Source organism: Pseudomonas sp. MF6776 (assembly GCF_016613125.1).
Lineage (GTDB): Bacteria > Pseudomonadota > Gammaproteobacteria > Pseudomonadales > Pseudomonadaceae > Aquipseudomonas > Aquipseudomonas iridis.
The window spans coordinates 79,572-103,098 of record NZ_JAENSQ010000009.1; the positions used below are offsets into that span (position 1 = coordinate 79,572).

Sequence of the window (23,527 nt, forward strand, 5' to 3'; positions counted from 1 at the left end):
AATGACCACAAAGACTGTGTGAAAACCGACCGTCGGCCGTTTGTCGGGGCTCTCCCTGACAACTTCAATTCCCTGTGGGAGCTGGCTTGCCAGCGATGACGTTGGCACATCCAACAATGATGGTGACTGATCCACCGCTATCGCTGGCAAGCCAGTTCCCACAGGTTTTGTGTGCTCCCACAAGGTCATGGGCTTATCATGGCGGACAGAACTCACCCGCCTTCACGAGACAGCGCATGACTTTCGATTTTGATCAGGTATTCGACCGCCACAACACGGGCAGCACCAAGTGGAGCCGCTATTCGGCCGACGTGCTGCCGATGTGGGTCGCTGATATGGATTTCGCCGCGCCCCCGGTGGTCATCGACGCGCTGCAACAGCGCCTGCTGCACCCGCTGGTGGGTTACAGCGTGGCACAGGACAACCTGCGTGAAGCCATCGTTGCCGACCTCTGGAACAAGTTCGCCTGGAAGGTGCAGCCGCAAGAGCTGATCTTCCTGCCAGGCGTTGAATCCGGCTTCAACATGGCGCTCAAGGCGCTGGTGCAGCCGCAGCAGAATGTCGTGGTGCAAGTACCGAACTACCCGCCACTGCGCCATGCGCCGGCTCATTGGGGTCTGAACAAGGTTGAGCTGGAATTCGTGCCGCAGGCTGACGGCACCTACGCCACGCCGCTGGACACTTTGCGTGATTCGCTGAACGGTGGCGGCGCGCTGCTGTTGAGTAACCCGCACAACCCGATCGGCAAAGTGTTCGGCCGCGATGAGTTGCAAGCGGTGGCGGACATCTGCGTGGCGCAGGACGCATGGATCATCTCAGACGAAATCCATGCCGAGCTGTGCTTCGATGGCCGCGTGCACATTCCGACCGCATCGCTGAGCCCGGAAATCGCCCAGCGCACGATCACCCTGATGTCGGCGAGCAAGGCGTACAACATCGCCGGCCTCAAGACCTCGTTCATGATCATCCAGGACGCCGCCCTGCGCGAACGCGTCAATCACGCCCGTTGCGGCATGGTCGACAGCGTCAATCCGCTGGGCATGGAAGCCACCCGCGTCGCCTACAGCGAAGGTGGACCATGGCTTGCCGAGTTGAAAACCTACTTGCAGGCCAACCGTGATTATCTGGTTGAAGCGGTTCGCAGCCGTTTGCCGGGCGTGAGCATCAATGTGCCGCAGGGGACTTATCTGGCCTGGCTCGATTGCTCGGCGCTGGATCTGGAAAACCCTCAGCAGTTCTTCCTTGAACAGGCCAAGGTAGGTTTGAGCGCCGGGCTGGACTTTGGCGATCAGAATCAGCAATTCGTGCGGCTGAACTTCGGCTGCCCGCGGTCGTTGCTGGAAGAAGGGATTGCGCGGATGGAGCGGGCGTTGGCTGATCGCAACGCCTGACCTAGGCACAACGCAATCCCCTGTAGGAGCTGCGGCACGCTGCGATCTTTTGATTTTGCTTCTGAATTTCAAGATCAAAAGATCGCTGCCTCGTTGCACTCGAAAGCTCCTACAGGGTTTTGGGAACAACTCTAAGACCTGCTCGCGATGACGTCAGTCGACTCGCCGCAACACTTGGAAATGAGTAACATGGCAGCCCTCCGCGCAGCCCCGATCTGCGCCCCTGCCGAATAAGTCGACTCCATGCCTTTTGAACTCAGCGTTGACCTCACCACTTTGGCCATTCTGGCCGTTGTCGCTTTCGTTGCCGGTTTTATCGATGCCATCGCCGGCGGTGGCGGTCTGTTGACCACGCCTGCGCTGCTGACCGCTGGCCTGCCGCCGCATCTGGTACTGGGCACCAATAAGCTGAGTTCAACCTTCGGTTCGGCGACGGCCAGTTTCACTTTCTACCGGCGCAAGCTGTTTCATCCTCGCCAGTGGATGCACGCGATTGTCGGCACCTTGGTCGGTGCGTTGACCGGCGCCGTCGTCGCTCATTACCTGCCGGCAGAATGGCTGAACAAAATGCTCCCGGTGATCGTCTTCGCCTGCGGCCTGTATCTGCTGTTCGGCGGCACGCCAAAAGCGCCGCTGGACAGCAACGCGCCGATCAAGAAGAAGTGGCAATCGACCCAAGGCTTCAGCCTCGGTTTCTACGACGGTGTGGCCGGTCCCGGCACGGGGGCATTCTGGACCGTCAGCAGCTTGCTGCTGTACCCGATCGACTTGGTCAAGGCCAGCGGCGTGGCGCGCAGCATGAACTTCGTCAGCAACATCGCGGCGCTGTCGGTGTTCGTGTTTTCCGGGCAAGTAGACTGGATCATCGGCCTGAGCATGGGCCTGTCGGTGATGGTTGGCGCATTCTTTGGTGCGCGCACCGCGATCAGCGGTGGCGCCAAGTTCATTCGTCCGGTGTTCATCACCGTGGTGCTGGGATTGACTGTGCGCCTAGCCTGGCAGCACTGGTTCAGCGTGGCCTAAACGCCGCGCCACATAAACGTCGATCAGATAACGTGCAATCGATTTTGACGCCGGCAAGGGCGGCAGGTCGTGCACGTTGAACCATTGGGCGTCTTCGATCTCGTCTTCCTGACAAACAATCTCCCCGCCCGCGTATTCCGCGTGAAAACCCAGCATCATCGAGTGCGGGAACGGCCAGCACTGGCTACCCAGATACTGGATGTTCTTCACCTCGATCTGCACTTCTTCGCGCACCTCGCGAATCAGGCAGTCCTCCGCCGATTCGCCCGGCTCGGCGAAACCGGCTAGCGTGCTGTAAACCCCAGTGACAAACCGCGGTGAGCGTGCCAGCAGAATCTCGTCGCCACGGGTAATCAGCACGATCATGCTCGGCGAAATCCGCGGATAACTGCGCAGATCACACGGCTGGCAATACATCGCCCGCTCGCGCGGCACTTGCCTCATGGCCTGCCCGCAATTGCCACAGAAGCGGTGTTCACGGGCCCAGGTGCCGATCTGCGCGGCATAACCCAGCACTTTGTATATCGTGTGATCGCCGTCGAGCATGAATGCCCGCAGGCCCTTCCAGCTGCAACCCATGACCTCGCTGGCACTGCGCAATTCCAGCAGGTACACCGGCTCGCCATCGAGGTGGCCGATGCCATGCTCGGTCAGCACCGACAAGTCCTGACGCTTGAGCCATTCCCGTGGGAACAGCGCGCCGTTGTCGTCGAACAGAAAGCCTTCGGGGCTACGCGCCACGGCCCAGCCGCCGGGTTGATCGGTGTCCAGTACTGCAGTGGTCCAGCGAGATGTCATGGTTCTCAATCCACAAATTCGGGTTTCTGTTTGCTCATATGGGCGGCCATGGCCACGCGCAAGTCGGTGGATTGCAACATGGCGGCGTTCCAGGTGGCAACGTATTCGAGGCCGTCGTCGATGCGATGGTCACGCATGTAGCTGATCATTTCCTTGGTGCCGGCAATTGCGATGGGCGACTTGGACGCGATGTCGCGAGCGATATCCAGCACACCTTCGAGCAGCGCGTCCTTGTCACTGTAAACGCGATTGACCAGACCGATGCTGCGCGCTTCTTCAGCGCCAAAGTTGCGACCGGTGTAAGCCAGCTCACGCAGCATGCCGTCACCGATGATCCGTGGCAACCGTTGCAAAGTGCCAACATCGGCGGCCATGCCGATATCGATTTCCTTGATCGAGAATTGCGCGTCTTCGGCTGCATAACGCATGTCGCAGGCGGCGATCAGATCGATCGCGCCACCCAGGCAATAACCCTGAATCGCCGCGATGACCGGTTTGCGGCAGTTATCGACGGCGTTGAACGAGGCTTGCAGGGTCAAGATCTTTTTGCGCAGCAGGCGCGCGTTGCGGCCGACATCCTTGCCCAGTTCATTGGCGACGCCGGCGAGCATCATCAGGTCGATGCCGGAGGAAAAGTGTTTACCGTTACCGCTTAGCACCACCACGCGCACTTCGTCGGTGTCGTCGATCCACTGGAAAATCTCGACAATCTCGCTCCAGAACGCGGCGTTCATCGAGTTGATCTTTTCCGGACGATTGATCTGCACATGGGCGATATTGTCGGCCAGTTCGACGCTGAAGGCGGTGTATTGAGACATGGCAGTGATCCTTTACCGGGCTGAAAATGAGGCCCGAACTATAACAAGGCATCACGGTGGCGGTTCGGCCAAAAGCGGGACTGTCAGAAATACATAAACCGTGTAGGCGCTGAAGGAGGCTGCGATCTTTTGATCTTGAAAATCAAAAGATCGCAGCCTTCGGCAGTTCCTACAAGGATTACCAACGATCAACTGGCCAAACGCCGTAGACCAAACAACATCCCTCCCGCTCCCAGCAACATCGCCGCCAAAAACAGCGGATACGAGACCCACCACGGTGTTCCTGCGGTCATCATGCTGAACTCCGACATTCCGCCAATGCTCGCAATCAGGTTCAACGGCAAAAACACCACGTTGATCAACGTCAGTTTGCGCAACAGGTTGTTCATGCTGTTGTTCATCAGGTTGCCGCGCGCGTCGATCAGCCCGGAGAACACCGTGGAGTAAATCTCCGCCTGTTTGTAGCACTGGTTGTTTTCGATGATCAGGTCGTCGATCAGGCCGATCGCTTCGCTGTTGAAATGCAGTTTTTCGGCGTGGTTGCGCAGCCGCGTCAGCACTGCGCCGTTGCTGTGCAGGGCGTTGATGTAATAGATCAGGCTTTCACTGAGGTTGAACATTTGCACCAGATGCTGGTTCTGCATCGAGGCATTGAATTTTTGCTGCAACTCGCGGGCGACCAGTTTGATCACCTTCAAGTGCCCGAGGTAGTGATGGATGTTGTTGAACAGCAGGTCGAGCAGAACATCCAGCGGCGTGTTTAACGGTTGGCGAGTGCCGAGGCCGTGCAGCGGCGTGTCGTCGGTGGCGATCACCAGCAACTGCCCGGGCGAGAAAAGCAAACCGCACGAAGACACTTCAAACGCCAGGCTGCCGCCACCGGAATAGTTTTCCGGGCGCTTCCAGATCAGGAACAAGTGGTCGGGGTGAAACTCGATTCGCGACACTTCGTCCGGATCGAGTGCCGAGGCCAGTGCGTGCTCATCGACTTTGAAATGACTGTGCAGCAGGTCACGCTCGGCGGCGTCGGGATCGCTGAACAGCATCACCTCGGCGTCCAGTCGTTCGACTCGCTGCAAGGCGCCGCGGCCCAATGCAAAACTGTTGATCATCGGCGCTTCACCAGGCCTGGCCGCGACGTTTGAGCTCCAGCCGCCGCACGAACTCTTCCAGCACCAGTGAATACAAATCGTCCTGCAAATAAGCGTCTTCGATGCCGGCGTCCAGGTTCGGGTTGTCGTTCACTTCGATCACCACCACCTTGTCGCCAGCCTGTTTCAGGTCCACACCATAGAGACCGTCGCCAATCAGGTTGGCTGTTTTCACCGCCAGTTCCACCACGGCGCGGGGGGCCTCGTGGATCGCCATTGTCCGGCATTCGCCGTTGATGTCCTGCCCCTTGGCCTTGTGGTTGTAGATTTGCCAGTGTCCCTTGGACATGAAGTACTGGCAGGCGAAGATCGGTTTGCGGTTGAGCACGCCAATGCGCCAGTCGTACTCGGTGTAGAAAAACTCCTGAGCCAGCAACAGCACCGAATGTTCGAACAGCTCGGCCGTGGCTTCGAGTAGCGCCTGCTGGCTTTCGACCTTGATCACACCCCGCGAGAAACAGCCATCGGGGATCTTCAACACCAATGGAAAACCAAGCCGTTCCCCTACCCGTTCGAAATCTTCGGGTCGCTCCTTGTACAGAATCTCCGTCGCCGGCATGCCCAGTTGATGGCTGTTGAGCAGGTCGGTGAGGTAGACCTTGTTGGTGCAGCGCAGAATCGAGGCCGGATCGTCCATCACCACCAGCCCCTCGCTTTCAGCCTTCTTGGCGAAACGGTAGGTATGGTTGTCGACGCTGGTGGTTTCGCGAATCAGCAAGCCGTCGTACTCGGCGAGTCGCGCGTAATCCTTGCGCTCGATCAGCTCGACGTCGATGCCCATGGTCTTGCCGACCCGAACAAAGTTCGCAAGCGCCTTGCTGTTTGATGGCGGCAGCGCTTCCTGCGGGTCGTGCAAGATCGCCACGTCATACCGCGCCACTTGCCGGGAACGCGGCACCCGCCAGACTTTGCGGCTGAAGCCATCAAGGGCATTGGCGAATTGATCTTCCTGGTCGTCGCGCAACTTATGTAACGTACCGGACTTTATGCCCTCGATGTGCCAACCGTTAGTTCGACGAAACTCAACTAACAGAATCGGACAGGGAAACACTTCAAACAATTGTCGAGCCAGATCCTGTAATGGCTCGATATGAGTTTTGCCAAAGTACAACGTCAGGGTAAAACCTTCGGTATCGCTATATAGATGATGACTGAGGGCTTTTTCCAGGGTTTTATCGAGGTCGTCCAGCGCCAGGCCGTAAAGTGATTTTTTGGTCAGTTCGCTGATCGTGCGAACCGACGGAATCACTTTGTGCCCGCGGGCTTCGGCCAGTAGCGAGCAGTAATAGCCATGGCCGAGGTACTTGTAGCTGCGGCACAGATTGATCACCTGCACACGCTTGCCCGGCTCGCTGTCACGGGTTTGCTCGAGGTATTCCTGCGCCGTGATGATGTCCTCGCTGGGGAAGTAAGACGCCCAATCTTCCTTGCGCTCGACAATGATCAACACCCGGCTGGAAGTACCAGTCGCTGAATTTAAATAAGTTGCCGCCGGCAAATTTTGCTCGGATACTTCGCGCCAATGACCCTGTACCGCTGACATAGAGATTGATCCGTTGGAGAACAAGACCTTTTCTATTAAGCACGAAGTTTTTCGAAAGTCTCGTTTCGTTACGCAACTTTTACGGTGGTCATATGAGTGCTGTTTTTCGTTTGGCGGTAGTTGAAGATCTGCCGGCGTTGCTGGCATTGGAAATGCAATGTTTCACCACGGACGGGCTCAGCCGTCGCAGTTTTCACTGGATGATTACCCGCGCCCACGCACAGCTGCTGGTGGCCGAGGTCGACGGCCATTTACGGGGTTACGCACTGGCGTTGTTTCACCGCGGTACGTCGCTGGCGCGCCTGTATTCCATTGCCATTGCCGCCGAGGCGCGCGGGAGCGGGTTGGGTAAACAACTGCTGCAACGTATCGAGGCTTGCGCGCTGGAACAAGATTGCGCGTACCTGCGCCTGGAGGTACGCACCGACAACCCCGCCGCCATTGCCCTGTATGAACGCAACGGCTACCGGCGTTTTGCACTGATCCACGATTACTACGAAGACCATGCCGACGCGCTGCGCCTGGAGAAACGCATTCTCCAGCATCGAGACTCACGCAGCATCAAAGTGCCTTGGTACGGACAAACCACCGATTTCACCTGTGGCCCGGCGTGTCTGTTGATGGCCATGGGGGCGTTGCAGTCAGAACGCTTGTTAGAGCGCCGTGAGGAACTGCAGATCTGGCGCGAGGCGACGACCGTTTTCATGACGTCGGGGCATGGTGGTTGCAGTCCGCAGGGATTGGCGCTCGCCGCATGGCGACGGGGATTTCGCGTGCGTCTGGAGTTGAGCCTCGCGGGGCCGTTGTTCCTCGACGGCGTACGCAATGAGCATAAAAAAGACGTCATGCGCCTGGTCCATGAAGAATTCACCGCACAGTTGGCGCAGACCGATGTCGAGCGCGTGATCGGTGCTCCGCTGGATTTGCCGCGCTTACTGGAAGCGGGAGGCCAGCCGCTGGTGCTGATCAGCAGCTATCGGCTGACTCGATCGAAATCGCCGCACTGGGTGGTGGTGACCGATTGCGATGAGGATTTCGTTTACCTGCACGATCCGGACGTCGACCATAGCCAGCACCGCCAGCCCATTGACTGCCAGCATGTGCCGGTCAGTCATGGCGAGTTCGAGAAGATGTGCCGGTTTGGGCGGGGGAAGCTAAGGGCCGCCGTGATTCTTTACTCTCGTAGTGAGTAGTCTGACCCTGACCCTGTAGGAGCTGCCGAAGGCTCGGGCCGGGATCGGACGATCTTTTGATCTGGTTTTTTAAAAGGCAAGATAAAAAGATCGCAGCCTCCGGCAGCTCCTACAAGGGCATGCATTTCAAAGTCAGGGTTTCAGGCCAACCTTGTACAACGAACCGTTCTCCTCATCCGTCAGCACATATAGATACCCATCCGGTCCCTGTCGCACGTCTCGAATGCGCTGTTTCAGCTCACCCAACAAGCGCTCCTCATGCACGACCTTGTCGCCATCGAACTGCAAGCGAATCAACTCCTGACTCACCAGCGCGCCGATAAACAGGTTTTTCTGCCAGGGTTTGAAGCGATCGGCATCGTAAAACGCCATGCCGGTGACGCCCGGTGATCTCTCCCACACATGGCGCGGATCGACGCCCCCTTCAACGCTTTTGCCTTTGGCTTCGGGAATCGACAGCAGCGAATAGTTGATGCCGTGGGTCGCCAGCGGCCAACCATAGTTTTTCCCGCGTTCGATGATATTCACCTCATCACCGCCGCGCGGGCCGTGTTCGTTTTCCCAGACTGTGCCGTTCCACGGGTTAAGTGCTGCACCCTGCGGGTTGCGAATGCCGTAAGCCCAGATTTCCGGGCGCACGCCTGACTGCCCCACGAATGGATTGTCGTCCGGAACCTTGCCGTCCGGGTAGATCCGCACAATCTTGCCTTGCAGCTTGTCGAGATCCTGCGCGGTCGGCCGGTCGTTGTTTTCACCCAGGGTGATGAACAGATAACCATCGCGATCAAACACCAGCCGAGAACCGAAGTGGTTTCCGGTGGAGAGCTTTGGTTCCTGACGGAAAATCACTTTGAAATCCTTCAGCGTTTTCAAGTCATCCGACAGGTAACCGCGCCCCACCGCCGTGCCTGCCTTGTCCCCAGCGCCGCCACCTTCGGCATAGGACAGGTAAACCAGTCGGTCCTGTTTAAAGTCGGGTGACAACACGACATCCAGCAAACCGCCCTGCCCCTTGGCCCATACTTGCGGCACGCCGCTTAGAGGAGCCGATAGCTTGCCGTCCGCACCCACCACGCGCAGATTGCCCGGTCGTTCGGTCACCAGCATGCCTTGCCGATCCGGCAGGAAGGCCAGCGACCATGGATGCTCAAGCCCTTGGGCAATTGTTGTGACTTCGAGAGTGCCTTGCTCGCTTTGCAGCTCTTTGGGGGCAGCGGCGAATGCCGGAGCACTGATCAGAGCGCCGGCGCACAGGCTGGCCAGAAGGGTTTTACGCAACATGCACGATTCCTTTTGTCGTTTCAAAGTCTGGCAGAGCGTTTTACCTGCCGTTTAACGTTGAGTGTCGGTGCTTCGCGAGGGTGGGTTTGGAATGAATGTAGGTGGCTTGGCCGGCGCTGAACGGATCGGCTGGCCATTGCCAATGCCCCGGTTATCGAGGGTTGGCGGACGCGGCACGGGAACGGTGCTTGGTCCACGGATGGGCGGCGCACTGGGCTGGGTGCCCTGCATGCTGTTGGGATTCGCCCGGCGAATCGGACTGTTATAGGGATTGTTGCTGTTGCCGGTCGGACTCTGCGCTAGCACAACGTCCGCATGAACCAGACCGCCACTGAGTGTCAGGACGGCAATGCCAATCAGAAATCGGTTCATGGGTCAGCCTCTCGATGTGCGTGGTGTAGAGCCTTCGAGTCCACGCTACGCTTCAGGTTCGGATTTGTTAACCCGTCGGCGTTAAACAACATGTAACACGGCTTGACCGAACCTAATTGAAAACGCGCATTCTCTGGAAACTTTCGCGCCGGGCTTCAGGTCACCTGATCATCACTCGGAGAACTCACCATGGCTCGGGCAATCTGGAAAGGCGCGATCAGCTTCGGACTGGTCCATATCCCTGTCGCGCTGGTTTCAGCGACCTCATCCCAAGGCGTGGACTTTGACTGGCTCGACAGTCGCAGCATGGACCCGGTGGGCTACAAGCGCGTCAACAAGGTGACCGGCAAGGAAGTTACCAAGGAAAACATCGTCAAAGGTGTGGCCTACGAAAAGGGTCGTTATGTGGTGCTCAGCGAAGAGGAAATCCGCTCGGCGCACCCGGTTTCGACCCAGACCATCGACATCTTTTCCTTCGTCGACGCCGAGCAGATCCCGTTGCAGAACATCGATACGCCCTACTACCTGGCGCCGGACAAGCGCGGTGGCAAGGTGTACGCGCTGTTGCGTGAAACGTTAAGCAAAACCAACAAGGTTGCGCTCGCCCGCGTCGTCTTGCACACGCGCCAGTATCTGGCGGCGGTGATGCCGCTGGAGTCAGCGCTGGTGCTGGTGAAATTGCGCTGGCCCCAGGAAGTACGCGGCCTCGATCAGTTGGAACTGGGCAGCGAAGTGACCAAGCCTCAGCTTGCCAAAGGTGAGTTGGACATGGCCAAACGTCTTGTCGAGGACATGAGCGGGGACTGGAGCCCCGAGGATTACAAAGACGAGTTCGAAGACAAGATCATGGCGCTGGTGGAGAAAAAGGCCCATAAGGGCGAGATCGAGGATGTCGAGACGGTGGGTGGTGAGGAACAGCGCAAGACTGCCGATGTTATCGACTTGACCGAGCTGCTTAAACGTAGCCTGGGTGGCAAGGCCCCCGCCAAGCCGAAGGCCAAAACGGCGAGCAAGGCAGCGCCAGCGAAGAAGGCCAAAAAAGCCTCCTGAGTCATCGGGTGAATCTCAGGGCCTCATCGCTGGCAAGCCAGCTCCCACAGGTTTAGCGGTGTGAATGCGATCGCAGCCTCACGCTGGCCACTGTGGGAGCTGGCTTGCCAGCGATGGCGTCAGGACAGTCACAGCAATAATGTTCAGATCAGAATAAAGATCGCCAGCAAACCACCAAGGATCGCCCACTTTTCCATGTAGTACCGAGCACGATTACGCTTCTTCAGCTCTTTGCCACGCAACCTGATCTTGTAGATTTTGGTAAACAAACGGTTGATCCCACCGGTACGGTCGCCCGCATCGTTGGGCGCACCGGCGGCGGACATTACCGTACGGCTGAACCAGGCATTGAACGCTGCAGCCCAGCGGTACTTCATTGGGCGCTCAATGTCGCAGAACAGGATGATGCGGTTCTTGTCGGTGGTGTTTTCCGCGTAATGGATGAAGGTTTCATCGAACATCACCGCTTCACCGTCACGCCAGTGGTAGCTCTCACCGTCGACGTTGATGTAGCAACCCGCATCGTTAGGCGTGTCCAGGCCCAAGTGGTAACGATAGGAGCCGGCGTACGGGTCGCGATGGCGTACCAGTTTCGAACCTGGCGGCAGTTCGGCAAACATCGCAGCCTTGATCGAGCCGATGCTCTGAACCAGTTCCGTGGTGCGCGGGCACAGCTTCATGGCCGACGGATGGCTCTCGCCGTACCACTTGAGGTAGAAACGCTTCCAGCCGCTTTTGAAGAACGAGTTGAAACCGACGTCGTCGTATTGGTTCGAACGCTTGATCTCCCCCGCGCGCAGCAGGTTCTGGCCTTCTTCGCGGATTTCTTCCCAATGCGCCTGCAACGGGCTCAGGTCGGGAAATTCAGCCGGATCAAGGTAAGGCTTGTTCGGCTTTTTCGAGAACAGGTAGAGAAAGCAGTTGATCGGTGCCAGAAACGTCGAATGATCGCTCAGTTGCCGACCCAGTTTGTGGCGCACACGGCCACGCAAGTGAACGTATGCAATGGAAATGACATAAATAGCAGCAATGATGAGTTTCACGGAATTCGTCACACGTCAGAAGTTAACAAACTGCGCGCCTGTCGGCCTGAGGCCCAGCGTCTTATGCAGTGGTCTGAGTACAAAATGGCACGTCCTTGAGCCCGCGCCGCTGTAGGGCGGTGGGTGAATGGATGGCATTTTAGCCACACTTTGTAACCGATAGTGAACCTTCATCTGTGAAAAACTGTCTCGCGATTGTGCCAATCGGCACCCGCGACGTCTTCGCCCTATCGTTTAAAGAGCCAGACCAGTACAATCGCCGCCAAACTTTACGCGCCCCCTTGGTTGATGCCGGGAACTCCCCGCCTCAGCGCACCTTGACTCGGGCCAAGCGCTACAGCCGCACCCTCGCTATTCAGAATGCTTCGCAGGAAAAACTCTTGATCTCTACAGCTAACATCACGATGCAGTTCGGCGCCAAGCCGCTCTTCGAAAACGTTTCCGTCAAATTTGCCGCGGGTAACCGTTATGGCCTGATCGGCGCCAACGGTTGCGGCAAGTCGACCTTCATGAAAATCCTCGGCGGTGACCTTGACCCGACGGGTGGCCAGGTCATGCTCGAGCCGAACGTACGCCTGGGTAAGCTGCGCCAGGATCAGTTCGCCTACGAAGAATTCACCGTGATCGATACCGTGATCATGGGTCACGAAGAGCTGTGGAAGGTCAAGGCCGAGCGCGATCGCATCTACTCGTTGCCCGAAATGTCTGAAGAAGACGGCATGGCCGTGGCCGAGCTGGAAACCGAATTCGCCGAAATGGACGGCTACACCGCCGAATCCCGTGCCGGTGAACTGCTGCTGGGCCTGGGTATCGGCATCGAGCAGCACTTCGGCCCGATGAGCGAAGTGTCGCCAGGCTGGAAACTGCGCGTGTTGCTGGCTCAGGCACTGTTCTCCGATCCGGAAGTACTGTTGCTCGACGAACCGACCAACCACCTGGACATCAACACCATTCGCTGGCTGGAAAACATTCTGACCCAGCGTAACAGCCTGATGATCATCATCTCTCACGACCGTCACTTCCTGAACAGCGTGTGCACGCACATGGCTGACCTGGATTACGGCGAGCTGCGCCTGTTCCCGGGCAACTACGACGAGTACATGACCGTGGCGACCCAGTCCCGCGAGCAACTGCTGTCGGACAACGCCAAGAAGAAAGCACAGATTTCCGAGCTGCAATCGTTCGTCAGCCGCTTCTCGGCCAACGCCTCGAAAGCCAAGCAGGCCACTTCCCGCGCCAAGGCGATCGACAAGATCCAGCTGGCCGAGGTCAAGCCTTCGAGCCGCGTGAGCCCGTTCATCCGCTTCGATCAAAACAAAAAGCTGCACCGCCAGGCTGTCATGGTCGAGAAGATGGCTAAAGGTTTTGACGGCAAGCCGCTGTTCAAGGATTTCAGCTTCCAGGTTGAAGCCGGCGAGCGCGTCGCGATCATCGGCCCGAACGGTATCGGCAAGACCACGCTGCTGCGTACTTTGGTCAACGAACTGACTCCGGATGCCGGTAGCGTCAAGTGGACCGACGCCGCCGAGCTGGGCTACTACGCTCAGGATCACGCGCACGACTTCGAAGACGACATGACCCTGTTCGACTGGATGGGTCAGTGGACTCAGGGCGAGCAAGTGATCCGTGGCACTTTGGGTCGGATGCTGTTCTCCAACGACGAAATCCTCAAGTCGGTGAAGGTGATTTCCGGTGGTGAGCAAGGCCGCATGCTGTTCGGCAAGCTGATCCTGCAAAAGCCGAACGTGCTGATCATGGACGAACCGACCAACCACCTGGACATGGAATCGATCGAAGCGCTGAACCTGGCGCTGGAAAACTACCCGGGCACGCTGATCTTCGTCAGCCACGACCGTGAGTTCGTATCGTCCCTGGCCACTCGCATTATCGAGCTGAGCCCGGACGGCGTGACCGACTTCAGCGGTACGTACGATGATTACCTGCGTAGCCAGGGTGTCGTATTCTAAAAAAGCAGCTTCGAGTTTTCAGCTGCTAGCTGCAAGTTAAGAGCCCTGTCCATGTGACAGGGCTTTTTGCATTTCAGGGTCAGTCATTTTTTGGTGCAGACACCTTCGCGAGCAGGCTCGCTCCCACAGGGGAATGCATTTCCGGAAAAATAGTTAGCCAGCTTCCTTTTATTCCACACCCACGCCATGATGCGAATTCTCCCACCGCCGCCCGCGAACGAGTCCTCATGTCTGCGCAGCAACTGCCACCGCAACGCTCCATGGCGATCACCGTGCAGATCGTCTCTATCGTTTTCTATACCTTTATTGCCTTCCTCTGCATCGGGCTGCCGATTGCGGTGCTACCGGGTTATGTTCATGAACAACTGGGTTTCAGCGCGATCATTGCCGGACTGGTGATCGGCTCGCAGTACCTGGCCACCCTGCTCAGCCGGCCGATGGCCGGGCGCATGTCTGACACCATCGGCACCAAACGGGCGATCGTGTATGGCTTGCTGGGGATTGTGCTCAGTGGCGCGCTGACGCTGTTGTCCACGCTGCTGCAAAGCTATCCGCTGCCGAGCCTGTTGATTCTGATTCTCGGGCGATTGTTGCTGGGCATTGCGCAGGGGTTGATCGGTGTCGGCACCATCAGTTGGTGTATGGGCCAGGTCGGGGTCGAGCACACCGCCAGGTCCATTGGCTGGAACGGTATCGCGTCCTATGGCGCCATTGCGATTGGTGCGCCGCTGGGGGTGGTGATGGTGGCCGAATACGGTTTCGCCAGCCTCGGTATTTCGCTGTCGGTCTTGGCGGCGGGGGCGTTGCTGTTGATTCGTAACAAACCTTCGGTACCGGTGATACGCGGTGAGCGTCTGCCGTTTTGGGCCGTGTTCGGGCGGATTGCACCGTTCGGCGCAAGCCTCACGCTGGCCTCAATCGGCTACGGCACACTCACCACATTTATCACCCTCTATTACCTCAACCGCGGATGGAGCGGCGCGGCGTATTGCCTGACAGTGTTCGGGGTGTGCTTCATCGTGTCGCGGCTGATGTTTATTTCGGCAATCAGTCGATTCGGCGGCTTCACCTCGGCCATCGCCTGCATTGCCGTTGAAACCGTGGGGCTGGTGATGCTGTGGCTCGCGCCCTCCACCGCGTTTGCATTGATCGGCGCCGGACTGGCGGGGTTTGGCCTGTCGTTGGTATATCCGGCACTGGGCGTGGAGGCGATCAAGCAGGTACCGAGTTCCAGTCGCGGTGCCGGGTTGAGTGCCTACGCGGTGTTCTTTGATCTGGCACTGGCGGTTGCCGGGCCGTTGATGGGGGCGGTGGCGTTGAATCTGGGGTATTCGTGGATTTTCTTCAGTGCGGCGCTGTTGTCGGTGACGGGACTGGGGTTGACCTTGATGCTCAAGCGCCGGGCAATTTCCTGAAAACTCACACAGTCCTTGTGGGAGCGAGCCTGCTCGCGAAGACGGATTTACATTCAACATTTCGCATTGACTTATAGACCGCTTTCGCGAGCAGGCTCGCTCCCACAGGGTTTTATGGTGACTTCAGGATAAACACCTGACGCTATTGATCCGCAGTCTGCATACCCGCCCGTGTAGGCCGGCCCAGGGCATGGGCGAAGAATCGGCCGGCCTCGGAAATCAGATTGCGATGGATGTCTTTGCGATCAACCCCATCTGCATCCGTGCACAACGCCGGCATGGCAATGATCTGCTCTTCGTTGCACGGCGCCATGAACACAAAGTGCCCTGCCCCGGCCAGCAATTTGAAGTCCGGTGCAGTCGGCAGTTTGCGCGCCAGTGCGGCAGCGTTTTTATCGAAAGCCACCAGCTTGTCGCCATCGCCGCTGTACAGCAGCACGGGCACATGTACGTCAGCCAGCGTATGTCGGCCGAATTTCAGGCTGAGCGGCGCCATCAGCAACAAGGCATGCACGCGTGGGTCGGCCACCGGTTGCAAGTCATCACGGTCAACAATGAGCTCGCCTTGGGTATTGCAGGCGTCGCGGTCGTCCGGGCGTTCCTGGCAATAGCGGCGCAGGCGATCCAGATCCGGTTGCGCCCCCGAGAGAATCAACGCTGTCTCGCCCCCGGCCGAATAGCCGATCACGCCAACCTGTTCAGCATTGACGAACGGCGCCAGCATGGGGTCGCCAAGGGTCGCAGTAATCGCTTCGGAAATCTGGATCGGCCGCCCATAAAGATTGCTCAGGGTGCCGAGTCGGCTGTGATCCCTGGAATTGTCGCCGGGGTGAATCACCGCCACCACGACGAACCCCTTGCGCGCCAGTGACGTGGCAAGATCGTGCAGCGCCAGCGGCGTGCCGGTGTTGCCATGAGACAGCATCAGCATCGGGAATCGACCAATGGCGACTTTGGTGTCTTCGCCGGCTTCGACCGAATAACCCTCGAGCAGGCTCAGGTGTTCGCGGTCGCTGGAGGGATAGAACGCGATGGCGCGCATCGGTTGCAAGTCGAGCGGATCGAGGAACGTCATCTCATGGTAACCAACGCTCCAGACAGGATGGCGCCCCGGCGCCGCCTGCACCGTAATCAGGCTGCCGAGCAGGCAAATCAGTAACGTTGCACAAAGACGTATCACCGGACGCCCCACCCTGTTGTGACTCAATCGAAAGATCCGTTGCAGTGTGAGACCAGAAAGCCGTGGATTCGGTGCGCAGGTCACAACATTGCACTCAGACGCTGATCGTTTGACTGCATAACCCGGGCCAGATTATGTAACAGCCAGAAATAAAAAACTCCGTATTTGGCCCTTGCGGAACCAGAATACAGAGTTTTTTGGGGGCTACCTGAACATCAGCTGTTTCTTACGCAAGCCTTAAGCGGCGGCGAACAGTTGCTCGCTGATCTTCGCTTGCGCGGCGGTCATGGCGTTGTTGCGCACTTCGTCACCGTACGCCAAGCCTTCGGCACGGACGATTTCGATGTCGGTGATGCCAAGGAAACCCAATACCAGCTTCAGATATTCTTCGTGGGCGATACCGCTGGCCTGACCGGCGTGAATGCCGCCAGAGGTGGAAACGATCACTACTTTCTTGCCGCCGCACAGGCCTTCGGGGCCGGCTTCGGTGTAGCGGAAGGTTTGACCGGCAACGGCAACACGGTCGATCCACGCCTTGAGTTGGGTCGGTACGGTGAAGTTGTACATCGGTGCAGCGATCACTACAGCGTCAGCAGCGATGAACTCGGCCAGCGTCGAAGCACTCAGGTCGGCTTCGTGTTGTTGTGCAGCGTTGCGCAGTTCAGCGGTGGTGCCTGCGGCAACCAGCGTGGTCGACGAGAAATGGCTGATGGCGTCAGCGGCCAGGTCGCGGTAAGTCACCACAGCGCTTGGCTCAGCGGCTTGCCAGGCTTTGACGACTTCGCTGCTCAACAGACGGGAAGCCGAGTTGTCGCCCAGAATGCTCGAATCGATATGCAGCAGTTTCATGTGGAATCCCCTGGAATGAATCGCCGGTGGCGACGGAATAGAGACAATCCTACGCAACAAACCAATAGCTGATTAGCCGCCAGCAATGCGATAGTTCGTCCCACTGATAGAACAGTTGGATATCAACCATGCAAGATCTCAACGATCTCTACTATTTCGCCAAAGTCGTCGAGGCTGGCGGTTTTGCGGCGGCCGGCCGTTTGCTGGGGATTCCCAAGTCACGACTGTCGCGGCGCATCGCCGAACTGGAAGAGCGTCTCGGTGCGCGTTTACTGCAGCGCACCACACGCCAACTCAACCTCACTGCGGTCGGCGAGCGTTATTTGCGTCACTGTCAGGCGATGCTGCTTGAAGCGGAAATGGCCGACGAAGCCGTCGCCAGCATGTCCAGCGAACCGCGGGGACGTTTGCGGGTGTCCTGCCCCACCGGCCTGGCGCATGAAATGCTGCCGTGGGTGATCAGCGACTTCCTCGGCAAATTTCCTCAGGTGCAACTTGAAGTGGTGCTGCTCAATCGTCGGGTCGATCTGGTCGCCGAAGGGTTTGACGTTGCCCTGCGCGTGCGCGAGTTGGGTGATGAAGACCCGTTACTGGTCACGCGCCGTCTGCGTCAGGCGCAAATGGTGGTCGTGGCCAGCCCGACATTCATGCAAGGCCAATCGATCAGCCACCCACAAGACCTGAAGAACTTGCCGGTGCTCGGGGCGCTTGAGGCCGATCGGCTGGTGCATGTGCGTTTACTCGATCAACAGGGCACCAGTTTCGAGCTGAGCATGGAAGCACGGCTGGGCATCGACGATTTTGTCGTGCGCAAGGCTTGTGTGCTGGCCGGCCAGGGCTTCACGTTACTGCCCATGATGTATTGCGAGGCCGAGCTGGAAAGCGGCGCGCTGGTGCAGTTGCTGCCAGAATGGTCGCTGCCCGGCGGTTGGCTGCAAGCGGTGTACCCGCATCGACGCGGGGTCATGCCGGCGGTGCGTGCGTGGATTGATCACCTGGTCGAGTCGTTCAATGCCTGCGGGGAGCGGTTGTTATGAGCAAGGGAAAAATGAGCGAAGCGGACGTCGCCGCGTTTTGTCTGGCATTGCCCGGCGCGCGCGAGGACTACAAGTGGGGTGGCGTGCGCGTATTTTCGATTGCCGGCAACAAGATGTTTGCCTTGCAAGGGCTGCGTGGGGATTCGCTGGCGTTCAAGGTCGACAAGGATCTGTTTTTAGGCCATTGCGACCGCCCCGGGATTCATCCGGCTCCTTATCTGGCAAGGGCACAGTGGATCATCATGCATCCGCCCTATCCGCTGGGTACCGAGGAATTGCAAGGGTTGCTGCAACGGTCGCATCAGTTGGTGGTGAGCAAGTTGCCGAAGAAAACCCGGATCGGATTGCTGCTTTAACACCTCGCTATGGCGGCATTGTTGCTTAACACTTCACCCGTGTAGGAGCTGCCGAAGGCTGCGATCTTTTGATCTTGGCTTTTAAATCAAGATCAAAAGATCGCAGCCTTCGGCAGCTCCTACAAGGGTTTGCGTGGGTTCAGATGAGGGATAACAGGTTCGAGCCGAGGAACAACTGGTCGATCCAGAACACCTGATGCAATACAACAATCACCCAGAACAGCATCTGAAACGACACCTTGCGCGTCTTGTGCCGGAACACCTGCTGGGCAATCAACGCACCCGGCCAGCCGCCAGCCAGTTCCAGCGCATGGAGGATGTTTTCCGGCGTACGCCACGCATCGTTGCGAGCCTTGCGCTTGTCCGCCCAGTACATGAAAAACGCCAACACGCTGACAATCCCATACGCCGCCAGCGGCACCAGAGAAATGCCGCTCAGCCACATCGACAGCGAGCCTGCCAACGGCAATGCGCAGACGATCAACAGGACGACCAGCTTCAGTTTCAGGTTCTGAATACCGCCACCGGACGGCCGACCTTCAGGGCGGCGCGCGCGCGAATCACTCATGCCTTGGCCGCCGACCAGTCCACCCAGCCGAACTGCCACGTCGCCAGAATCACCAGCCCGAACACAATCCGATACCAGGCGAATGCCGCGTAGCTATGGCTGCCGATGAACTTGAGCAGACCGCGCACGGCGATCATCGCGAAGATAAACGCGGTGACGAAACCGATGGCAAACACCGGGAAATCCGCCGGTACAAACAGATCGCGATACTTATAGCCCGAGTACACTGCGGCACCGACCATGGTCGGCATGGCGAGGAAGAACGAGAACTCGGTGGCTGTCTTGCGCGACAGGCCGAACAGCAGGCCGCCAATGATCGTCGAGCCGGAACGCGAAGTGCCGGGAATCATTGCCAGGCATTGGGCGAAGCCGATTTTAAGGGCGTCGCTCCAGCGAATCTCATCGACCGTTTCGGCATGCACTTTATGCTGACGCTTTTCCGCCCACAGCATGATCACTCCGCCCACCACCAACGCCGCCGCAACAGTGATCGGGTTGAACAGGTATTCGTGGATCAGATCGGCAAAAATCACCCCCAAGACCACGGCTGGCAAGAACGCGATCAGCAGATTAGCCGTGAAGCGCCGCGCACTTGGCTGGGTCGGCAAGCCAATGACCACGTCGATAATCTTGCGGCGAAATTCCCAGACCACGGCGAGAATCGCGCCCAGTTGAATAATGATGTTGAACGCCATGGCCCGTTCGCCGCCGAAGTTGAGCAGGTCGGCAACAATGATCTGGTGTCCGGTACTGGAAATGGGCAAAAACTCCGTCAGCCCTTCTACAACTCCTAGTATCAATGCCTGCAAGGCGGTCCAAAGATCCATCAATCCCCCAAAGAGCGATGCACGCGGGCATGCCCCGATAGTATTTTTTACGTTCACTGCGATCAGCGTAGCTGGTTAATGCTGGACCGATTCCGCGCGCACAGGATCCCTACGAACGGGTCAAAATTCCGTGAAATATCAACTTCGATTCAGGTTTTCACGCGCGGGGCCGAAATCCTAACAGACAAGCCTTAATAGCGCTGCCGCGTTATACGACTTGGGTCGCGTAGGCCCGCTCGCGAAATCGTGATCGGATGCTGGCGGTCGTCAATTACAAGAAAAAGAATCCGGAGTGACAGCGTTATGAACAGCTTGCGCAGTGTGTCGATCAGCCGACGCTTGTGGCTCATCTTGATTGTGGCGGTGGTCATGTTGCTGACCTTGGGCGTGTTGATGCTCAAGCAGATCCACGACGACCTGTATCACGCCAAAGCCCAGAAAACCCAGCACGTGGTGCAGACCGCCAGCGGCCTGCTGACCTATTACCACGACCTGGAAACCGCGGGCACGCTGACTAAAGAGGCCGCGCAGAAACAGGCTCTCACTGCCATCCGTGGGCTGCGTTATGACCAGAGCGATTACTTCTGGATCAACGACCTGACCCCTGTGATGGTCATGCACCCGACCAATCCCAAACTCGAAGGCCAGAATCTTTCGGCCATCCGCGACCCGGACGGTTTTGCGGTGTTCAACGAGATGGTCGCGATTGCCCGGTCCAAAGGCGCCGGCATGGTCGACTACCGCTGGCCGAAACCGGGCGCCAGTGAGCCGGTGGCCAAGACCTCCTACGTCAAGCTGTTCGAACCGTGGGGCTGGGTACTTGGTTCCGGGGTTTACGTCGACGACGTGCAGGGCGAATTCCAGGGCCAGGTGATCAAGGCCACCGTTATCGGGCTGGCGATTGCCGTGATCATGGCTCTGCTGGTGATCCTGATCGCGCGCAGCATCGTGCGCCCCTTGCAGGAAACCGTGAACGCCATGGCCAACATCGCCAGCGGCGAAAGTGACCTGACCCGCAGCCTCGATACCCACGGCAAGGACGAAGTGACCGAACTGGCTCACCACTTCAATGCGTTTACCGCCAAGTTGCGCCGGGTGATCGGTGAGTTGCAGGTGTCGGCCATTGCGCTCGGTCAATCGTCCAGCGAACTGGGCAACGATGCCTCGCAAGCCCAGCAACGTAGCCAGCAGCAATCGCAACAAATGGAGCTGGTGGCCACCGCGATCAACGAGGTGACTTACGGCGTCCAGGACGTGGCGAAAAACGCCGAGCATGCGGCCACCGAAATGCGTGATGCCGAGGCGCAGGCGCAACAGGGCCAGATCAATATCGACGGCAGCCTGCAACAGATCGACAAGCTCTCGGGCACCATTGACCAAGCGGTCGAGGTGATTCGCACCTTGGCCACCGAAAGTACCCAGATCGGCAGCGTGCTGGAGGTGATTCGCTCGATTGCCGAGCAAACCAACCTGCTCGCCCTCAACGCAGCGATCGAAGCGGCACGGGCCGGCGAACAGGGTCGTGGATTCGCCGTGGTGGCGGATGAAGTGCGTTTGCTGGCGCAACGTACGCAGAAGTCGACAGCGGAAATCCAGTCGATGATCGAGCGCCTGCAAAATCACTCCGAGGCGGCGGTGAAGGTCATCGGTGACAGCAGCAAGGCGTCGCAACTGACCATTGAACAGGCTGGGCTCGCGGGGGCGAGCCTGAATGCCATCGGCCAGGCGTTGCGCAACCTCAGTGGCCTGAACGCGTCGATTGCCAGCGCCACACTGCAACAGGCGCATGTGGTCGAGGACATCAACCAGAACGTTACCCAGGCGGCGGGGCTTTCTCACAGCACGGCCATGGCGGCGGAACAGTCGAGTGCGGCGAGCGTAAGACTTGGGCAGTTGAGCGAACAACTCAACGGCCTGCTGCGCCAGTTCCGCGTCTAGAACCACTCCCCTTGTGGGAGCGAGCCTGCTCGCGATAACGGTGGACCTGTCGATAGAGATGTCGCCTGCCCCACCGCTATCGCTGGCAAGCCAGCTCCCACAGGTTTTTGTGCAGTGCCATCTTCTGTGAGCACAACAAAAATCCATGTGGCGGCTGGCAGACTTTGGCGGCGTGCCACAAGCCTGAGCACCGCATAAATACCTGTGGCAGCTGGCAGGCTTTGGCGGCGTGCCACAAAGCCTGAGTGCCGCATAAATCCCTGTGGGAGCTGGCTTGCCAGCGATGGGGGCGCGACATTCAGCATCAGTGTTGAGTGGGCCGACACACTCGCCAGCAAACTCACTCCTACAGGGTCCTTCAGTGTTCTGGCGAATACAGTACAATCCGCCACCTCTTTCAACTCCCCTCAAGGAACCCCCATGTCCGGGCTTGAACTGTTTGCCGCCGCTCTCGGTGTCATCGCCGTGTGGCTGACGGTCAAACAGAATCCGTGGTGCTGGCCGATCGGGCTGGTCATGGTGCTGCTCTATAGCTGGATCTTCTTTGAAGTGAAGCTGTATTCGGACATGTTGCTGCAAGTGATCTACGCCGCGCTGCAGGTTTATGGCTGGTGGCAATGGACGCGCGCCGGGACGATGCATGACGGGCGTCAGGTCACGCGCCTGGATGCTCGTTCGATAGCCCTTGGCTTGGGTGTCGGCGCTGTCGGCAGTGTTTTGCTGGGTGCGGCCATGGCGCACTGGACTGACGCGGCACAACCGTGGCTGGACGCGGCGCTCACCGGTTTCAGCCTGGTTGCTCAGTTATGGATGGCGCAGAAACGCCTGCAATGCTGGGCACTGTGGTTCGTGCTGGATGTGATTTTTGTCGGCCTGTTCCTTTATAAGGGGCTTTACCTCACCGCGGGCCTGTACGCGCTGTTCACCGTGATTGCCATCCAGGGCTTTCGTGAATGGCGCGCCGACCCGGCACTGCGCACATGAAGGTCGTGGTGCTGACCGGCCCGGAATCCACCGGCAAGAGCTGGCTGGCGGCAGGCCTTGAGCAACAGTTTGGCGGTTTGCGGGTGGACGAGTACGTGCGCTGGTTTATCGAGCAGAATCCGCGTGACACCTGCCTGGCCGACATCCCCGAGATCGCCCGCGGACAACTGCAATGGGAAGATCAGGCGCGGGCGCAACAACCGGCGCTGCTGATTCTCGACACCCACTTGTTGAGCAATATTCTCTGGAGCCAGACCCTGTTTGGCGCGTGCCCGGACTGGCTGGAAGGCGAGTTGCTGGCGCGCCATTACGACCTGCACCTTCTGTTGTCCCCGGAACGCATTGACTGGACCGATGACGGTCAGCGCTGCCAGCCGGATCTGGATCAGCGCCTCACTTTCTTCCAGGCCACGCGCGATTGGCTGCAACACCATCAGCAACCGTGCCAGATCATTCAGGGCGACTGGGCCGAGCGACAGGCCCAAGCCTTCGCGGCCGTTGCGCGACTGTTGGCCGACTGACGGGGCGCCAGGCTCACTGTTTGCCCCTGTTTTGGGGGAAGACTGTCCATTCCTGAAACACTCGCCCGAGTGCAGAGTGGCCGTTTTAACGCTATTCATCGCTTTGTCATGGCACTTGTTACGCCACTGATACACATCCCCGCAAACCCTTGTTCCAGAGCTTTGTTTAGCCAATTGACAGGCTGGCGAGACTGCGTGTGTTTCAACGCTGAAACACACTGT

Annotated in this window: 22 protein-coding genes; 11 read left to right on the top strand and 11 right to left on the bottom strand. The window is 58.4% G+C overall.

All coding sequences use genetic code 11. The annotated features are described in order from the left end of the window. Window positions 1-236: 236 nt before the first annotated feature. A complete protein-coding gene (locus JJD74_RS12740) occupies window positions 237-1,391 on the top strand; it encodes a MalY/PatB family protein (RefSeq protein ID WP_200614321.1) in 1,155 nt (384 codons plus the stop codon). A 243-nt stretch (window positions 1,392-1,634) separates the two neighbouring features. Next, complete coding sequence (locus tag JJD74_RS12745; RefSeq protein WP_042559075.1) at window positions 1,635-2,414, top strand: TSUP family transporter; 780 nt, start codon at window positions 1,635-1,637, stop codon at window positions 2,412-2,414. Here JJD74_RS12745 and nudC read toward each other — a convergent pair. The 4 genes from nudC to JJD74_RS12765 form a co-directional block, all read right to left on the bottom strand. Further along, window positions 2,382-3,212, bottom strand: a complete 831-nt coding sequence (nudC, locus tag JJD74_RS12750) for an NAD(+) diphosphatase (RefSeq protein WP_042559074.1) — start codon at window positions 3,210-3,212, stop codon at window positions 2,382-2,384. The genes JJD74_RS12745 and nudC overlap by 33 nt on opposite strands. Window positions 3,213-3,217: 5 nt before the next feature. Next, complete coding sequence (locus JJD74_RS12755; RefSeq protein WP_042559073.1) at window positions 3,218-4,030, bottom strand: crotonase/enoyl-CoA hydratase family protein; 813 nt, start codon at window positions 4,028-4,030, stop codon at window positions 3,218-3,220. Window positions 4,031-4,218: 188 nt separating this feature from the next. Next, window positions 4,219-5,142 (bottom strand): magnesium transporter CorA family protein, encoded by a 924-nt coding sequence (locus tag JJD74_RS12760; protein WP_200614324.1) that lies wholly within the window; start codon window positions 5,140-5,142, stop codon window positions 4,219-4,221. A gap of 7 nt (window positions 5,143-5,149) precedes the next feature. Further along, the gene (locus JJD74_RS12765) at window positions 5,150-6,724 is read right to left on the bottom strand and encodes a RimK family protein (protein ID WP_042559071.1); all 1,575 of its coding nucleotides are present in this window, start codon (window positions 6,722-6,724) and stop codon (window positions 5,150-5,152) included. 92 nt (window positions 6,725-6,816) lie between these two features. Here JJD74_RS12765 and JJD74_RS12770 point away from each other — a divergent pair, with 92 nt between their 5' ends. Continuing rightward, entirely contained in the window at window positions 6,817-7,917 is a 1,101-nt protein-coding gene (locus JJD74_RS12770) for a GNAT family N-acetyltransferase/peptidase C39 family protein (RefSeq protein ID WP_200614326.1), read from the top strand. Window positions 7,918-8,049: 132 nt separating this feature from the next. Here JJD74_RS12770 and JJD74_RS12775 read toward each other — a convergent pair whose 3' ends face one another. After that, a complete protein-coding gene (locus JJD74_RS12775) occupies window positions 8,050-9,198 on the bottom strand; it encodes a PQQ-dependent sugar dehydrogenase (protein ID WP_200614328.1) in 1,149 nt (382 codons plus the stop codon). Window positions 9,199-9,249: 51 nt separating this feature from the next. Further along, the gene (locus tag JJD74_RS12780) at window positions 9,250-9,570 is read right to left on the bottom strand and encodes a hypothetical protein (protein WP_042559068.1); all 321 of its coding nucleotides are present in this window, start codon (window positions 9,568-9,570) and stop codon (window positions 9,250-9,252) included. 189 nt (window positions 9,571-9,759) lie between these two features. Here JJD74_RS12780 and ku point away from each other — a divergent pair, with 189 nt between their 5' ends. After that, window positions 9,760-10,620 carry a non-homologous end joining protein Ku gene (ku, locus tag JJD74_RS12785; RefSeq protein ID WP_115148035.1) on the top strand — a complete coding sequence of 287 codons (861 nt, stop codon included), beginning with the start codon at window positions 9,760-9,762 and terminating at the stop codon, window positions 10,618-10,620. 143 nt (window positions 10,621-10,763) lie between these two features. Here ku and lpxO read toward each other — a convergent pair whose 3' ends face one another. Continuing rightward, a complete protein-coding gene (gene lpxO / locus JJD74_RS12790; protein ID WP_200614344.1) occupies window positions 10,764-11,663 on the bottom strand; it encodes a lipid A hydroxylase LpxO in 900 nt (299 codons plus the stop codon). 380 nt (window positions 11,664-12,043) lie between these two features. Here lpxO and JJD74_RS12795 point away from each other — a divergent pair, with 380 nt between their 5' ends. After that, window positions 12,044-13,630: an ABC-F family ATPase gene (locus tag JJD74_RS12795; RefSeq protein ID WP_080896013.1), complete on the top strand. Its 1,587-nt coding sequence runs from the start codon at window positions 12,044-12,046 to the stop codon at window positions 13,628-13,630. A gap of 227 nt (window positions 13,631-13,857) precedes the next feature. Beyond that, complete coding sequence (locus JJD74_RS12800) at window positions 13,858-15,045, top strand: MFS transporter (RefSeq protein ID WP_200614347.1); 1,188 nt, start codon at window positions 13,858-13,860, stop codon at window positions 15,043-15,045. 142 nt (window positions 15,046-15,187) lie between these two features. On the opposite strand, the gene JJD74_RS12805 is transcribed toward JJD74_RS12800, so the two are convergent. Then, window positions 15,188-16,225 carry an alpha/beta hydrolase family protein gene (locus JJD74_RS12805; protein ID WP_200614542.1) on the bottom strand — a complete coding sequence of 346 codons (1,038 nt, stop codon included), beginning with the start codon at window positions 16,223-16,225 and terminating at the stop codon, window positions 15,188-15,190. Between the two features lie 237 nt (window positions 16,226-16,462). After that, window positions 16,463-17,074, bottom strand: a complete 612-nt coding sequence (locus JJD74_RS12810; protein ID WP_047301015.1) for an FMN-dependent NADH-azoreductase — start codon at window positions 17,072-17,074, stop codon at window positions 16,463-16,465. A gap of 128 nt (window positions 17,075-17,202) precedes the next feature. Here JJD74_RS12810 and JJD74_RS12815 point away from each other — a divergent pair, with 128 nt between their 5' ends. Both JJD74_RS12815 and JJD74_RS12820 read left to right on the top strand, forming a co-directional pair. Then, the gene (locus JJD74_RS12815; protein WP_047301013.1) at window positions 17,203-18,111 is read left to right on the top strand and encodes a LysR substrate-binding domain-containing protein; all 909 of its coding nucleotides are present in this window, start codon (window positions 17,203-17,205) and stop codon (window positions 18,109-18,111) included. Then, complete coding sequence (locus JJD74_RS12820) at window positions 18,108-18,467, top strand: MmcQ/YjbR family DNA-binding protein (RefSeq protein WP_042559061.1); 360 nt, start codon at window positions 18,108-18,110, stop codon at window positions 18,465-18,467. The genes JJD74_RS12815 and JJD74_RS12820 overlap by 4 nt, the downstream gene beginning before the upstream one ends. A 139-nt stretch (window positions 18,468-18,606) precedes the next feature. Here JJD74_RS12820 and JJD74_RS12825 read toward each other — a convergent pair whose 3' ends face one another. Further along, window positions 18,607-19,035, bottom strand: coding sequence for a DUF1294 domain-containing protein (locus tag JJD74_RS12825; protein WP_200614350.1), 429 nt, complete (start codon window positions 19,033-19,035; stop codon window positions 18,607-18,609). Beyond that, on the bottom strand, window positions 19,032-19,862 hold the full coding sequence (locus tag JJD74_RS12830) for an undecaprenyl-diphosphate phosphatase (protein WP_200614353.1): 831 nt from the start codon (window positions 19,860-19,862) through the stop codon (window positions 19,032-19,034). Before JJD74_RS12830 ends, JJD74_RS12825 begins: the two co-directional genes overlap by 4 nt. A gap of 303 nt (window positions 19,863-20,165) precedes the next feature. Between JJD74_RS12830 and JJD74_RS12835 the strand changes: the two genes are divergently transcribed. From JJD74_RS12835 to JJD74_RS12845, 3 genes are all read left to right on the top strand, one after another. Next, complete coding sequence (locus JJD74_RS12835; RefSeq protein WP_200614356.1) at window positions 20,166-21,800, top strand: methyl-accepting chemotaxis protein; 1,635 nt, start codon at window positions 20,166-20,168, stop codon at window positions 21,798-21,800. Window positions 21,801-22,220: 420 nt separating this feature from the next. Then, window positions 22,221-22,784 carry a nicotinamide riboside transporter PnuC gene (gene pnuC / locus JJD74_RS12840; protein WP_150603107.1) on the top strand — a complete coding sequence of 188 codons (564 nt, stop codon included), beginning with the start codon at window positions 22,221-22,223 and terminating at the stop codon, window positions 22,782-22,784. Beyond that, a complete protein-coding gene (locus JJD74_RS12845) occupies window positions 22,781-23,305 on the top strand; it encodes an AAA family ATPase (RefSeq protein ID WP_200614544.1) in 525 nt (174 codons plus the stop codon). The genes pnuC and JJD74_RS12845 overlap by 4 nt, the downstream gene beginning before the upstream one ends. Window positions 23,306-23,527 lie beyond the last annotated feature (222 nt).